Source organism: Streptomyces sp. NPDC057950 (assembly GCF_042887295.1).
Taxonomy (GTDB): Bacteria; Actinomycetota; Actinomycetes; order Streptomycetales; family Streptomycetaceae; genus Streptomyces; species Streptomyces kaempferi.
The window spans coordinates 141,704-155,737 of record NZ_JBHVPP010000001.1 but is presented as its reverse complement, the minus strand read 5'-3'; the positions used below and the strand labels follow the sequence as shown (position 1 = coordinate 155,737).

Below are 14,034 nucleotides of genomic sequence, written 5' to 3'. Positions count from 1 at the left end.
CCGCCTGACAGCTGGTCCGCTCACTTGTGCGGCCGAGTCCACCAGGCGGACGCCCGCTACGGCACGACCCCGTCCCGCCGGTAGGGTGATCGGGATTCCAGCCGGACAACGTGGTCCGGTCCCCGGCCCACGTTGAGAAGGTATTTCGGGCTATGCGCATTGGTGTCCTCACGTCCGGCGGCGACTGCCCCGGCCTGAACGCCGTCATCCGGTCCGTCGTGCACCGCGCCGTCGTCGACCACGGCGACGAGGTCATCGGCTTCCGGGACGGCTGGAAGGGGCTTCTGGAGTGCGACTACCTGAAGCTCGACCTCGACGCGGTGAGTGGCATCCTGGCCCGCGGCGGCACGATGCTCGGCTCCTCCCGGGTCCAGCCCGCGCATCTGCGTGACGGCGTGGAGCGGGCCAAGGGGCATGTCGAGGAGCTCGGCCTCGACGCGATCATCCCGATCGGCGGCGAGGGCACCCTCAAGGCCGCCCGGCTGCTCTCGGACGGCGGCCTGCCGATCGTCGGCGTGCCGAAGACCATCGACAACGACATCGCCGTCACGGACGTGACCTTCGGCTTCGACACGGCCGTCGGCGTCGCGACCGAGGCCCTGGACCGGCTGAAGACCACCGCCGAGTCCCACCAGCGGGTGCTGATCGTGGAGGTCATGGGCCGCCACACCGGCTGGATCGCGCTGCACTCCGGCATGGCGGCCGGCGCCCACGCCATCGTCGTACCGGAGCGCCCGTTCGACATCGAGGAGCTGGCGGCCAAGGTGGGCGAGCGCTTCGAGGCGGGCAAGCGGTTCGCCATCGTCGTGGCCGCCGAGGGCGCCAAGCCGCGCGCGGGCACGATGGCGTTCGACGAGGGCGTGAAGGACGTCTACGGGCACGAGCGGTTCGCCGGCATCGCCCGCCAGCTCTCCCTCGAACTGGAGGAGCGCCTCGGCAAGGAGGCCCGTCCGGTGATCCTCGGACACGTCCAGCGCGGCGGCACGCCGACCGCGTACGACCGTGTGCTCGCGACGCGGTTCGGCTGGCACGCCGTGGAGGCGGCGCACCGGGGTGAGTTCGGCATGATGACCGCGCTGCGCGGGACCGACATCGTGATGGTGTCCCTCGCGGAGGCGGTGGAGACGCTGAAGACGGTGCCCGAGGAGCGGTACGCCGAAGCGGAGTGCGTGCTCTGAGGCCCTGAGGCGGCCGTCCGGCCGCGGGGTTCGCGGTGCCTTGTCCGCGGGTTGCCCGTGCCCCCCGCCGGGGCACGGATGCCCACCCCGGCCGGAACGGTGACCGGGGCCGGTTCTACTCTGGTGCGGACAGACAGCACAACCCGTACTAATCAGGAGCCGGCGGATGGAACACAGCGGGCACGGCATGACCATGGATCTGCCGCCGTTCACGCTGGGCAGGGGGCTCGGATGGTCCCCGGACCCCTTCTTCCTCGTGGCCTGTCTGGTGGGGCTCGGGCTGTACGGCTGGGGGGTCGTGCGCCTCGTCCGCCGCGGCGACAAGTGGTCGGCGGGACGGACCGTCTCCTTCGTCGTCGGTGTGCTGACCGTGCTGCTGATGATGTGCACGAGGCTGAACGACTACGGCATGGTCATGTTCAGCGTGCACATGGTGCAGCACATGGTGATCAGCATGCTGACGCCCATCCTGATCCTGCTCGGGGCACCGATCACGCTCGCGCTGCGGGCCCTCCCGGTGGCTGCCACGCGGGGCACCAAGGGGCCGCGTGAACTGCTGCTGATGTTCCTGCACAGCCGTTACATGCGGATCATCACGCACCCCGCGTTCACGATCCCGCTGTTCATCGCGAGCCTCTACGCCCTGTACTTCTCCCCCATCTTCGACTTCCTGATGGGGTCGAGGACGGGGCACACCGTGATGATGTGCCACTTCCTCGCCGTCGGCCTGGTCTTCTTCTGGCCGATCATGGGTGTGGACCCCGGACCGCACCGGCCGGGCTACCTGATGCGGATGCTGGAGCTGTTCGCCGGCATGCCGTTCCACGCGTTCTTCGGTATCGCGCTGATGATGGCGTCCACGCCGATGGTCGACACGTACAAGAACCCGCCCGCCTCGCTCGCCATCGACGCGCTCACCGACCAGAACGCGGCGGGCGGCATCGCCTGGGCCTTCAGCGAGATCCCCTCCGTCCTGGTGCTGCTCGCGCTGCTCTTCCAGTGGTACGGCTCCGAGCAGCGGCAGGCCCGCCGCACGGACCGGGCGGCGGACCGCGACGGCGACAAGGAACTCGAGGCGTACAACGCCTATCTGGCGTCGCTCAACGCCCGCAGCAACTGAATCACCTCTCGACGGCTGAACCAGCCCTGGCGAACCTTCTCCCGCCGGGTGAAAATGGCCGCAGGCCACGGCCCGCGCAGCGGACCCGCCGGGAGAGGGGTGTGCCGCGATGCCCGGTTCGACGAAGACCATGGGGGTGCTCACCGTCGGTGGGCTGGTTGTCGTGACGGCCTATACGGTCGCGCTCGGCAGCAACGGCTGGCTGTGGTTCGGCTGGGTGGTGCTCGGCCTGATCACCATCGCGATGGTCGCCGCCCGCGGGGCGTGACGGGCGCCGCGCTCACTGCCGGGGACGCCGGCCCGCCGAGTGCACGCCCGGCTGGTACTTGGGCAGCCGCGCGGTGATCTTCATACCGGCCCCGACGGCGGTCTCGATGACGAGGCCGTAGTCGTCCCCGTAGACCTGGCGCAGTCGGTCGTCGACGTTGGACAGCCCGATACCGTCCGAGGGGCTGACCTCGCCGGTGAGGATGCGGCGCAGCCGTTCGGGCTCCATTCCGGTGCCGTTGTCCTCGATGACGACCAGCGCCTCGGCGCCCGCGTCCTGCGCGGTGATGCTGATGTGGCTCTTGTTCGACTTGTCCGCCTTGCCCTCCAGACCGTGTTTGACGGCGTTCTCCACCAGGGGCTGGAGGCAGAGGAAGGGCAGCGCGACCGGCAGCACCTCGGGCGCGATCTGCAGGGTGACCGAGAGCCGGTCCCCGAAGCGGGCCCGCACGAGTGCCAGGTAGTGGTCGATGGCGTGCAGTTCGTCGGCGAGGGTGGTGAAGTCGCCGTGCCTGCGGAACGAGTAGCGGGTGAAGTCGGCGAACTCCAGGAGCAGTTCGCGGGCGCGCTCGGGGTCGGTGCGGACGAACGAGGCGATCACCGCGAGCGAGTTGAAGATGAAGTGCGGGGAGATCTGGGCGCGCAGGGCCTTGATCTCGGCCTCGATCAGGCGGGTACGGGACCGGTCGAGGTCGGCGAGTTCCAGCTGCACGGAGACCCAGCGGGCGACCTCGCCCGCGGCCCGGACGAGCACGGCGGACTCGCGGGGCGCGCAGGCCACGAGCGCGCCGTGCACCCGGTCGTCGACGGTGAGCGGTGCGACCACGGCCCACCGCAGGACGCAGTCCGGCTCGTCGCACCGCAGCCGGAAGGCCTCACCGCGGCCGTTCTCCAGCGGGCCGCCGAGCCGGTCCATGATCTCGGTGCGGTGGTGCTCCCCGACGCCTTCCCAGGCCAGGACGGTGTCCTGGTCGGTGAGGCAGAGCGCGTCGGTGCCGAGCAGGGTGCGCAGCCGGCGCGCGGACCTGCGGGCGGTCTCGCCGGTGAGGCCCGCGCGCAGCGGGGGTGCGGCGAGCGAGGCGGTGTGCAGGGTCTCGAAGGTGGCGTGCTCGACGGCGGTGCCGAGCCCGCCGAGGTTCTCGGGCCGCGCGGTCCGCCTGCCGAGCCAGAACCCGGCGGCGAGCAGCGGGAGCACGGCCACGCACAGCCCGGCCAGGAATCCGCTCACGCCTCGGCCCCCCTGCTGTGCGCGGCCGCGCGCACCTGGCCGTCGGACAGTTCCTCGGGGAGGTGAAACCGGGCCAGGATCGCCGCCGTGCCCTGCGGTACCCGGCCCGGCGTCGCCAGCGACACCAGGATCATGGTGAGGAAGCCGAGGGGCACCGACCAGAGCGCGGGCCAGGCGAGCAGTGCGTGCAGCGCGCCGGAGCGCGGGTAGCCCGCCATGGTCGCAGCGACCGCCACGAAGGCCGCGCCGCCGCCGGTCAGCATGCCCGCGGCCGCGCCGGGCGGTGTCAGGCGCCGCCACCAGATGCCGAGGACCAGCAGCGGGCAGAAGGAGGAGGCGGACACGGCGAAGGCGAGTCCCACGGCGTCGGCGACGGGAAGTCCGCCCACGATCACGCTGGCGGCGAGCGGCACCGCCATGGCGAGCACCGTGCCGAGCCTGAAGTGGCGCACGCCGCGTGAGGGCAGCACGTCCTGGGTGAGGACCCCGGCCACAGCCATGGTCAGTCCGGACGCGGTGGACAGGAACGCCGCGAAGGCGCCGCCCGCCACCAGCGCGCCCAGGAGGTCCGCGCCGAGTCCGCCGATCACCCGGTCCGGGAGCAGCAGGACGGCGGCGTCCGCGTTCCCGGTGAGACTGAGTTCGGGGGCGTACAGCCGGCCCAGCGCCCCGTACACGGGCGGCAGGAGGTAGAAGGCGCCGATCAGGCCGAGGACGGCGACGGTGGTGCGGCGGGCGGCGACTCCGTGCGGGCTGGTGTAGAAGCGGACGACCACGTGCGGGAGTCCCATGGTGCCGAGGAAGGTGGCGAGGATCAGTCCGTAGGTGGCGTAGAGGGGGCGTTCCTCGCGGCCGGCCGCGAGCGAGGTCGACATGCCGCCGTCGCGGGCGCGGTCGGCGGCCGGTACCGGGTCCCCCTTCTCGAAGGTCAGCCGGGTGCCGCGCGCGATGCGGTGGACGCCGGCCGGGAGCCGGACCCGCTCGCCCTGGTAGCGGTGGCCGTCCACGGTTCCCGTCGCCGTGACGGCGAGCGGGTCCGGCAGTCTCAGGTCGAGGGTGTCGTCGACGCGGACGACCCGCTGCGCGCGGAAGGTCGCCGGTTCGTCGAAGGCGTCGCGTGGAGCGCCGTCACTCTGCCAGGCGAGGACCAGGAAGATCGCCGGGACCAGCAGGGCGGTGAGCTTCAGCCAGTACTGGAAGGCCTGGACGAAGGTGATGCTGCGCATGCCGCCGGCGGCGACCGTGGCGACCACGACGACGGCTACGAGCACGCCGCCGAACCAGTCGGGCGCGTCGGTCAGTACCGCCAGCGTGAGTCCCGCGCCCTGGAGCTGGGGCAGCAGGTAGAGCCAGCCCACGCCGACGACGAAGGCACCGGCGAGCCGTCGGACCGCCTGCGAGCCGAGTCGCGCCTCGGCGAAGTCGGGCAGCGTGTAGGCGCCGGAGCGGCGCAGCGGGGCGGCGACGAACAGGAGGAGTACCAGGTAGCCCGCCGTGTATCCCACGGGGTACCAGAGCATGTCGGGGCCCTGGACGAGGACCAGGCCCGCGATGCCGAGGAAGGAGGCCGCGGAGAGGTATTCCCCGCTGATCGCGGCCGCGTTCAGCCGGGGGCCCACGGTGCGGGAGGCGACGTAGAAGTCGGAGGTGGTCCGGGATATGCGCAGGCCGAACGCCCCGACCAGGACGGTCGCGACGACGACGAGGGCGACGGCGGGGACGGCGTAGTTCTGGTTCACCGGACGGGGCCTCCCGCGCCACGGCCGCCGGGAACCGCTCTCCCGCGTCCCGCGAATCCCCTCACGCGTCGCCCCTCGCCGGTCGTCGACGGCCGGTCAACGGTCCTCGACCAGACGCACGAAGTCCCTCTCGTTGCGCTCCGCGCGGCGCACGTACCAGCGGGCCAGCAGGACCAGGGGCGGGTAGACGCAGAATCCGAGCACGGCCCATTCCAGGCCCGCGCCGTCCGGGATCGCCGCGAAGACCAGGGGCAGCGGTCCGACGAGGAGGACCAGGACGGCGAACACCACCAAGGCCGCTCGTAGTTGACTGCGCATCAGCGAGCGCACGTAGGTGTGGCCGAGCGTGGTCTGCTCGTCGATCTCGGTCCTGGGCCGGTAGTAGCCGGACGTCCTTCGGGTGCGCCGGGGCGCTCCGGTGACGACCACGCGACGGTCGGTCGGGTCCTGCGGCACGCCGTCCCCCCTCAGCCGGTGGTCCGGCGCATCAGCAGGTCACGCAGTTCGCGCGTGTGCCGACGGCTGACCTGGAGTTCGACGGAGTCCACGAGAACGCTCACCGTACCCGCGTCGAGGCGGAGTTCGCCTATGTGGCGCAGGGCGACCAGGTGGCGCCGGTGGATGCGGACGAAGCCGCGGGTCCGCCAGCGTTCCTCCAGGGTGGACAGCGGTATGCGGACCAGATGGCTGCCCTGCGCGGTGTGCAGGCGCGCGTAGTCGCCGTGCGCCTCGACGTGGGTGATGTCCTCCACGGCCACGAAGCGGGTCACGCCGCCGAGTTCGACCGAGATGTGGTCCGGGTCGGGTTCGTGCACCGGGATCAGCGGTGCGGTGCGCCGGAGTTGGTCCGCCCGGCGGACGGCCTCGGCGAGGCGCTCCCTGCGCACCGGCTTCAGTACGTAGTCGACGGCCTTGAGGTCGAAGGCCTGGACGGCGAATCCCTCGTGCGCCGTGACGAAGACGACGAGCGGCGGGTGGGCGAATCCGGTGAGCAGCCGGGCCAGGTCGAGTCCGTCGAGTCCGGGCATGTGGATGTCGAGGAAGACGACGTCGATCGCCTCGGGCCCGTCGGGTCCCGAGGCGAGGGCCCGGTTGATCCGGCGCAGCGCCTCGGTCGCGTCGCTCGCGCCCTCGGCGGCGGCGACCCGGGGATCTGCGTTGAGGAGATAGAGAAGCTCCTCCAGGGACGGTTGTTCGTCGTCGACGGCGAGCACGCGCAGCATGGAAGTGGAGTGTAAGAGCGATTCGTACGTCTGGACATGTGCGGGGCATGGACGTTCTCGCTGGATACAGTGCCGCCATGAACAGCAAGTCCGGGATGTTCGACGAACTCGACCGCAAGATCATCACAGCCCTGATGGCCAATGCCCGGACGAGCTTCGCCGAGATCGGCGCGGCGATCGGGCTGTCGGCGACCGCCGTCAAGCGGCGGGTGGACCGGCTCCGGGAGACCGGCGTGATCACCGGGTTCACGGCCACGGTGAAGCCGACGGCGCTCGGCTGGCGCACGGAGGCGTACGTCGAGGTGTACTGCGAGGGCGCGGCGCCGCCCCGGCGGCTCGCGGAGGTGGTCCGCAACCATCCGGAGATCACCGCCGCCATGACCGTGACCGGGGGCGCGGACGCGCTGCTGCATGTGCGTGCCACCGATGTGGACCACTTCGAGGAGGTCCTGGAGCGGATCCGTACCGAGCCGTTCATCCGGAAGACGATCAGCTACATGGTGCTGTCCCATCTGCTGCCGGAGGCTCCTGAGGCGGGCGCGACCCATGCCGCCCCGCAGGAGACCCAGGACGCATCGAACGTGCGCTGACCACCGCGATTGCGCAGCGATGCTGCGCACACGCGCAGCTCTCGTCGCTTGTCGCCCGTATCCCCCGTTTCCTACCTTTGAGGCACCCCCGTCAACACCGCAGGAAGCGGAGGAACCTCTCTGTGCCTGACAGCCGTGTGCCGCGCCCCCGGCGCTTTCTCGTCTGCGAACCCAGACACTTCGCCGTGCAGTACGCGATCAACCCCTGGATGCACCCCGACACCCAGGTGGACGTCGATCTGGCCCATGGCCAGTGGAAGGCGCTGATCAGCGCCTATCGTGCCCATGGGCACACCGTGGACATCGTGGAGCCCGTGGCGGATCTCCCCGACATGGTGTTCGCGGCGAACTCCGCGCTCGTCCTCGCGGGCCGTGTCTTCGGTTCGCTCTTCCACGCGCCCCAGCGCCGTCCTGAGTCCAGCGCCTACGAGACCTGGTTCAAGGCGGCCGGCTTCGACGTCTACCGTCCCGAGTCCGTGTGCGAGGGCGAGGGCGACCTCGTCCCGGTGGGCCGCTACCTCCTGGCGGGCACCGGCTTCCGTACGACCCCGGAGGCGCACCGGGAGGTCCAGGAGTTCTTCGGTGTCCCGGTGATCAGCCTCCAGCTGGTGGACGCGCGCTTCTACCATCTGGACACGGCCCTGTTCGTCCTGGAGGAGGGGCCGGGGGCGAACATCGCCTACTACCCGCAGGCGTTCTCGCCCGGCAGCCGCGAGGTGCTGGCACGGCTCTTCCCGAACGCGGTCATCGCGACCCGCGAGGACGCGATGACCTTCGGTCTGAACTCCGTCTCCGACGGCCGTCACGTCTTCATCTCGCCGCGTGCCGAGGCCCTCGCCGGCCAACTCGCCCGGCACGGTTACGTCCCCGTCCCCGTCGACCTCTCCGAGTTCCACAAGGCCGGCGGCGGCATCAAGTGCTGCACCCAGGAGATCCGCTCATGACCGCTCCCGCCCGTACACGCACGTCCGCCGACCTGATCCGCGCGGAGGGCCCCGTCCTCGCGCACAACTACCACCCGCTCCCCGTCGTCGTCGCCCGCGCCGAGGGCACCTGGGTCGAGGACGTCGAGGGCCGCCGCTACCTCGACATGCTGGCGGGCTACTCGGCCCTCAACTTCGGCCACCGCAACCCCGTGCTGATCGAGGCGGCGCACCGCCAGCTCGACCGGCTCACCCTGACCTCCCGCGCCTTCCACAACGACCAGCTGGCCCACTTCGCCGCGTCCCTGGCCACGCTGACGGGTCTGGACACCGTCCTGCCGATGAACACCGGCGCCGAGGCGGTGGAGAGCGCCGTCAAGGTGGCCCGCAAGTGGGCGTACGAGGTGAAGGGCGTCGCCCCGGACCAGGCCACGATCGTCGTGGCCGCGGACAACTTCCACGGCCGTACGACGACGATCGTCAGCTTCTCCACGGACGAGACGGCCCGCAGCGGCTTCGGCCCCTTCACCCCGGGCTTCCGGATCGTTCCGTACAACGATCTCGCGGCGCTCGAAGCGGCCGTCGACGAGACGACCGCGGCCGTGCTGCTCGAGCCCATCCAGGGCGAGGCGGGCGTCGTCATCCCCGACGACGGCTATCTGGCCGGTGTGCGCGAGCTGACCAGCCGGGCGAACTGCCTGTTCGTCGCGGACGAGATCCAGTCGGGTCTGGGGCGGACGGGCACCACCCTCGCGGTCGACCACGAGGGCGTCGTCCCGGACATGCTGCTGCTCGGCAAGGCGCTGGGCGGCGGCATCGTGCCGGTCTCGGCGGTGGTGGCGCGCCGCGACGTTCTCGACGTACTGCGGCCCGGCGAGCACGGCTCCACGTTCGGCGGCAACCCGCTCGCCGCGGCGGTCGGCTCGGCGGTCGTCGAGCTCCTGGAGACGGGGGAGTTCCAGCGCCGGGCGGCCGAGTCGGGTGTGGTCCTGCGAGGCGGCCTCGAGGCGCTCGTGGGCCGAGGAGTGCTGGGCTTCCGCTCGCGCGGGCTGTGGGCGGGCGTCGACATCGACCCGTCCATCGGGACCGGCCGCGAGATCAGCGAGGGCCTCATGCGCGAGGGGATCCTGGTCAAGGACACCCACGGTTCGACCATCCGGCTGGCCCCGCCGCTGACCATCACCGCCGACGAACTCCGGTCAGCTCTCGCGGCCCTCGAGAAGGTTCTGACGCAAGGGGTCTGATACCGGCCACGAGGCCACAGAGAGTGACCCCCGAACGGTTACCCCCGGCGACGGGCACGCCTAAACTGATCGCTCCCCGGGGAGGACCCGGAGGAACAGAGGAGCGCCTCAGGTGTTTTATTACGTGCTCAAACATGTGCTTCTGGGTCCGCTGTTGAGGCTGGCGTTCCGGCCTCGGATCGAGGGCCTTGAGCACATACCGTCGTCGGGGGGCGCCATCGTGGCGGGCAATCACCTGTCCTTCTCCGACCACTTCCTGATGCCCGCGATCCTCAAGCGGCGGATCACCTTCCTCGCGAAGGCGGAGTACTTCACCGGGCCGGGTATCAAGGGCCGGCTGACGGCCGCGTTCTTCCGCAGCGCGGGGCAGATCCCGGTGGACCGCTCCGGCAAGGAGGCGGGACAGGCCGCGATCCGCGAGGGGCTCGGTGTGCTGCGCCAGGGCGAGCTGCTCGGCATCTACCCGGAGGGCACCCGCTCGCACGACGGGCGCCTCTACAAGGGCAAGGTCGGCGTCGCGGCCATGGCCCTGAAGGCCCGGGTGCCGGTCGTCCCCTGCGCGATGATCGGCACCTTCGAGGCGCAGCCGCCGGGCCAGAAGATCCCGAACCTCCACCCCGTGGTGATCCGCTTCGGCGAGCCCCTCGAGTTCTCCCGCTACGCCGGTATGGAGAACGAGAAGGCCATCCTGCGGGCCGTCACCGACGAGATCATGTACGCCATCCTCACCCTCTCCGGGCAGGAGTACGTCGACCGGTACGCGGCCGACGTCAAGGCCGAGGCGGCCGCCGAGAGCGCGGAGAAAGCGCGCAGGTTCCCGCGGATGCCCTTGAGCTGACCGTCCGGTGGGACGGGTCGCGGTGCGGTGCGGTGCGGCAGCGACACCGACGCGAAAGGGGCGGCCGGAGGACCGGCCGCCCCTTCGTGTGCGGTGTGTTACGGCGCCGGCGTGGCGTGCGGCGTGCACGTCACATCGGCCGCGTCCGTCCTGCCGGTGAGCAGGTAGGTGTCCACCCGCGTGTTGATGCACGGGTTGACCAGGCCGGTCACACCGTGCGAGCCCGCGCCCTGCTCGGTGATGAGGCGGGAGCCCTTGAAGCGCTTGTGCAGTTCGACCGCGCCCGGGTACGGGGTGGCGGCGTCACGCGTGGACTGCACGATCAGGACGGACGGCAGCCCCTTGCCGGTCCTGACCTCGACCGGCGTCTGCTGCTTGACCGGCCAGGTGGCGCACGGCAGGTTCAGCCACGCGTTGGCCCACGTCATGAACGGGTAGTCCTTGTTGAGCCGCGTGTTGTCCCTGTCCCACTTGTTCCAGCTGGTGGGCCACTTGGCGTCGGTGCACTCGACGGCGGTGTAGACGGCGTTGCCGTTCTCCGAGCTGATGTTGCCCGCGGTGTCGGACAGGTCCGGAGCGGCGGCGTCCACCATCGCCTGGGTGTCACCGGCGACGTACTTGCTGAACACCGTCGCGACCGGCACCCACGAGGAGTCGTAGTACGGGGCGCTCTGGAAGAAGGAGATCAGCTCGGCGGGTCCGACGACCCCGCCCAGCGGGCTCTTCTTCGCGGCGGCGCGCAGCTTCAGCCACTGGTTCTGCACCTTCGCGCGGGTGTCGCCGAGGTGGAAGGCCGCGTCGTTCTTGGCGACCCAGTCCTCCCAGTCCTTCCAGCGGCCCTCGAAGGCGACGTCCTGCTCCAGGTTGGCCTGGTACCAGATGTTCTCCCGCGACGGGTTGACGACGCTGTCCACGAGCATGCGGCGGACGTGTCCCGGGAAGAGCGTGCCGTAGACGGCGCCGAGGTAGGTGCCGTACGAGACGCCCAGGTAGTTGAGCTTCTTCTCACCGAGTCCGGCGCGGATGACGTCCAGGTCGCGCGCGGTGTTCGGCGTGGTCATCTGCGCCAGCACGGCCCTGCCGCTGCGCTCGGCGCAGCCGTCCGCGTACTCGGCGGCGAGCTTGCGCTGGGCGCGCTTGTCGGCCTGGGAGTCCGGGACCGGGTCGGCCTTGGGCGCCTTCACGAACTCCTGCGGGTCGATGCAGGAGATGGGCGCCGAGTGGCCGACACCGCGCGGGTCGAAGCCCACGAAGTCGTAGGCCTTCGCGGTGTTCGCCCAGATCGGGTTCTTGCCGGTGACACGAGTGGGGAAGCGCATGCCGGAGCCGCCCGGACCGCCCGGGTTGTAGACGAGGGCGCCCTGGCGCTCCGCCTTCGTCCCGGTGTTCCCGATGCGGTCGACGGCGAGCTTGATCTGCTTGCCGTTCGGGTGCGCGTAGTCCAGCGGCACGCTGACCCAGCCGCACTGGATGGGCTTCACGAAGCCCCAGTCCGCCGGGCAGTCCTGCCAGTTGATGCCGGCCTTCTCGGCCCGTGCGGCGGCGATCGCCGCACCACGGGCCTCGCGGTCCTGGCCGTGGCGCGAGGCGGCGGTGGCCGACGGCGCCGCCATGGCTCCGGCTATCAGGGTCGCCGTGACGAGCGCTCCGGCCGAGCCGAGCGCTGTCACTCGTCTCGTCGGTCTCAAAGCCCTCAAGTGGGACCTCCCCGTACATCGTTGCGATTGGTACGGGGATCCTTTCGGCTGTGAGGTCCCTGAGAACAGGGGGGACAGGGCTTCTTTACTAATCCGATAAGCGGTGTACAGCGCTCCGTTGAGCGGATAGTCAGCCGAAGGACCTCAACGCCTCGTCCAGGACCCGCCGCAGCCGCAGCGCGTCAGGTGCCAGCGCGCTCACCAGAACGGCCGGTCCGGCCAGGGGATTGACGGCCGCGCACTCCCCCAGCAGGCGTGCTCGCGGCATGTCCTTCTCGAACTCCGGTCGCACGATGAGAAGTTGTCCGAGAGCACGGTGTCCCCCGAGGACGGCGGGCCCGTCCCAGCCGCCGGGCGCGCCGGGGCCGCACGACAACTCCTGGTCCAGCAGCGTCCGTCCGCCGAGGCGCAGGGTGAGCCGGCTGGTGAGCCGCCCCGGTTGCTCACCGACGCGACCGAGCACCTGCTCCTCACGGAACACCAGCCGCGCGCCGGGCTCCAGCCCGATTCCCGAGGTGACGTGAAGATCACTCCCGCTCGCGGAGATCAACTGCTCCGGAAGCCAGTGCAGTTCACCGCCGGTGGCGACGCGCAGCCGTACGTCGTAGCGGGCCTCGCCCTTGGCCTGCCCCGGCAGGGCGATGGTCGCGGCGACCGAACCGACGTGCAGTCGCGCCCCTTCCGCGACGGTCGCCTCCACGGCGAGACGGTCGTTGCCGAGCGGGCCGCTCATCGCGCCGACCAGCATCACCCGCGCCTCGTCGCCGTGTGCCCGGGTGCGGCGCGGCGCGATCGGGCCCTCGCCGTCCAGCACCGGCAGCGAGGTGCCTCCCCGGCCGTCCGCGCGTGCCCCGATCCGTGCGGTGGCCCGCACACCGGCTGTCGTCACGCCGTCCACGCGGCGAGCCGCTCCCGCACCCAGTCCGCGACGGCCGCGACGCCGCCCTCGCTCCTCAAGGACTGGAAGACGACCGGAAGTTCGGCTCGTTGGGCCTTGGCGTCGGCCGCCATCCGCGCCAGGTCGGATCCCACGTAGGGCGCGAGGTCGGTCTTGTTGACGACGAGCAGATCGGCGGTGGTGACCCCCGGGCCGCCCTTGCGCGGGATGTCGTCCCCGCCCGCCACGTCGATCACGAAGATCTGCGCGTCGACCAGCCCCTTGGAGAAGGTCGCCGTGAGGTTGTCGCCCCCGGACTCGACCAGGATCAGGTCCAGCGGCCCGGCCTCGTCCTCCAGGTCCTCCACCGCTTCGAGGTTCGCCGAGATGTCGTCCCGGATCGCGGTGTGCGGGCAGGCCCCCGTCTCGACGGCGGTGATCCGCTCGGGCGGCAGCACCGCCTCCCGCAGCAGGAACTCGGCGTCCTCACGCGTGTAGATGTCGTTCGTCACGACCGCGAGCGACAACTCGTCGCGCAGGGACCGGCAGAGTGCGGCGACGGTCGCGGTCTTACCGGATCCCACGGGCCCGCCGAGCCCGATCCGCAGGGCCCGGCGCGAGCCGTCGGGACGCCGCGCGTCGGCACTCACGGCGGACGTCCCGCCGTGAGTGTGAAGAGGGTCGAGATGCATGAGTGCGGCTCCGTTCCCCGGCCGAGGCCGGATTCTCCGACGATTACGACATTTCCGGCACCCTAGGACCACCCGGCGCCTTCGACATTTCAAGGCGCCCTCGGACCATCCGGCGCCTTCGACATTCCCGGCACCCTCGGACCATCCGGCACCCTCGACATTCCCGGCGTTTTCGAACCTTCCGGCGCCTTCGGATCAACCGGCACCTTCGAACCTTCCGGACCCCTCGGGCCGTCTCCTGCTCCCGGCCTTCCGGCTCCGGCCCGCGCATCCAGCCCGTCCGGCGTCTGAGGACGAGCCCTCAGGGCGAACGGGGGTCCGGGGGCGGAGCCCCCGGGGGCAGGGCCACCAACGGCCCCCCCCCCCGCCCGCGGCGGCGCCGCGGCGGCCCCGGCGGGCGCGGGGGCGGCGGCGGGCG

Annotated in this window: 14 protein-coding genes; 7 read left to right on the top strand and 7 right to left on the bottom strand. The window is 71.2% G+C overall.

Going from position 1 to position 14,034, the window contains the following annotated elements; genetic code table 11:
- The first annotated feature begins 152 nt into the window (after window positions 1-152).
- From ACFVTC_RS00745 to ACFVTC_RS00735, 3 genes are all read left to right on the top strand, one after another.
- Window positions 153-1,178, top strand: coding sequence for a 6-phosphofructokinase (locus ACFVTC_RS00745; protein ID WP_390122512.1), 1,026 nt, complete (start codon window positions 153-155; stop codon window positions 1,176-1,178).
- Between the two features lie 166 nt (window positions 1,179-1,344).
- Window positions 1,345-2,298 carry a cytochrome c oxidase assembly protein gene (locus ACFVTC_RS00740; protein ID WP_390122510.1) on the top strand — a complete coding sequence of 318 codons (954 nt, stop codon included), beginning with the start codon at window positions 1,345-1,347 and terminating at the stop codon, window positions 2,296-2,298.
- 109 nt (window positions 2,299-2,407) lie between these two features.
- Complete coding sequence (locus ACFVTC_RS00735) at window positions 2,408-2,566, top strand: hypothetical protein (protein ID WP_153291893.1); 159 nt, start codon at window positions 2,408-2,410, stop codon at window positions 2,564-2,566.
- A 12-nt stretch (window positions 2,567-2,578) separates the two neighbouring features.
- Here the strand turns inward: ACFVTC_RS00735 and ACFVTC_RS00730 are convergent, their stop codons facing one another.
- The 4 genes from ACFVTC_RS00730 to ACFVTC_RS00715 form a co-directional block, all read right to left on the bottom strand.
- Window positions 2,579-3,793, bottom strand: coding sequence for a sensor histidine kinase (locus ACFVTC_RS00730; RefSeq protein WP_390122508.1), 1,215 nt, complete (start codon window positions 3,791-3,793; stop codon window positions 2,579-2,581).
- Window positions 3,790-5,532 carry a cation acetate symporter gene (locus ACFVTC_RS00725; protein WP_390122506.1) on the bottom strand — a complete coding sequence of 581 codons (1,743 nt, stop codon included), beginning with the start codon at window positions 5,530-5,532 and terminating at the stop codon, window positions 3,790-3,792. Before ACFVTC_RS00725 ends, ACFVTC_RS00730 begins: the two co-directional genes overlap by 4 nt.
- Before the next feature lie 96 nt (window positions 5,533-5,628).
- Window positions 5,629-5,988, bottom strand: a complete 360-nt coding sequence (locus ACFVTC_RS00720) for a hypothetical protein (protein WP_390122504.1) — start codon at window positions 5,986-5,988, stop codon at window positions 5,629-5,631.
- Between the two features lie 11 nt (window positions 5,989-5,999).
- A complete protein-coding gene (locus tag ACFVTC_RS00715) occupies window positions 6,000-6,755 on the bottom strand; it encodes a LytR/AlgR family response regulator transcription factor (RefSeq protein ID WP_390122502.1) in 756 nt (251 codons plus the stop codon).
- 77 nt (window positions 6,756-6,832) lie between these two features.
- Between ACFVTC_RS00715 and ACFVTC_RS00710 the strand changes: the two genes are divergently transcribed.
- The 4 genes from ACFVTC_RS00710 to ACFVTC_RS00695 all read left to right on the top strand — a co-directional run bounded on the left by ACFVTC_RS00710 (window position 6,833) and on the right by ACFVTC_RS00695 (window position 10,350).
- Window positions 6,833-7,345, top strand: coding sequence for an Lrp/AsnC family transcriptional regulator (locus ACFVTC_RS00710; protein WP_390122500.1), 513 nt, complete (start codon window positions 6,833-6,835; stop codon window positions 7,343-7,345).
- A 122-nt stretch (window positions 7,346-7,467) separates the two neighbouring features.
- Window positions 7,468-8,289 (top strand): dimethylargininase, encoded by an 822-nt coding sequence (gene ddaH, locus ACFVTC_RS00705; RefSeq protein WP_390122498.1) that lies wholly within the window; start codon window positions 7,468-7,470, stop codon window positions 8,287-8,289.
- Entirely contained in the window at window positions 8,286-9,512 is a 1,227-nt protein-coding gene (gene rocD / locus ACFVTC_RS00700; protein WP_390122496.1) for an ornithine--oxo-acid transaminase, read from the top strand. The genes ddaH and rocD overlap by 4 nt, the downstream gene beginning before the upstream one ends.
- A gap of 112 nt (window positions 9,513-9,624) precedes the next feature.
- On the top strand, window positions 9,625-10,350 hold the full coding sequence (locus tag ACFVTC_RS00695) for a lysophospholipid acyltransferase family protein (RefSeq protein ID WP_390122493.1): 726 nt from the start codon (window positions 9,625-9,627) through the stop codon (window positions 10,348-10,350).
- A 98-nt stretch (window positions 10,351-10,448) separates the two neighbouring features.
- Here ACFVTC_RS00695 and ACFVTC_RS00690 read toward each other — a convergent pair whose 3' ends face one another.
- From ACFVTC_RS00690 to ureG, 3 genes are all read right to left on the bottom strand, one after another.
- A complete protein-coding gene (locus tag ACFVTC_RS00690; RefSeq protein ID WP_390122491.1) occupies window positions 10,449-12,047 on the bottom strand; it encodes an alpha/beta hydrolase in 1,599 nt (532 codons plus the stop codon).
- 130 nt (window positions 12,048-12,177) lie between these two features.
- Window positions 12,178-12,936, bottom strand: a complete 759-nt coding sequence (locus ACFVTC_RS00685) for an urease accessory protein UreD (protein WP_390123716.1) — start codon at window positions 12,934-12,936, stop codon at window positions 12,178-12,180.
- Window positions 12,933-13,616, bottom strand: coding sequence for an urease accessory protein UreG (gene ureG / locus ACFVTC_RS00680; RefSeq protein ID WP_390122489.1), 684 nt, complete (start codon window positions 13,614-13,616; stop codon window positions 12,933-12,935). Before ureG ends, ACFVTC_RS00685 begins: the two co-directional genes overlap by 4 nt.
- Window positions 13,617-14,034 lie beyond the last annotated feature (418 nt).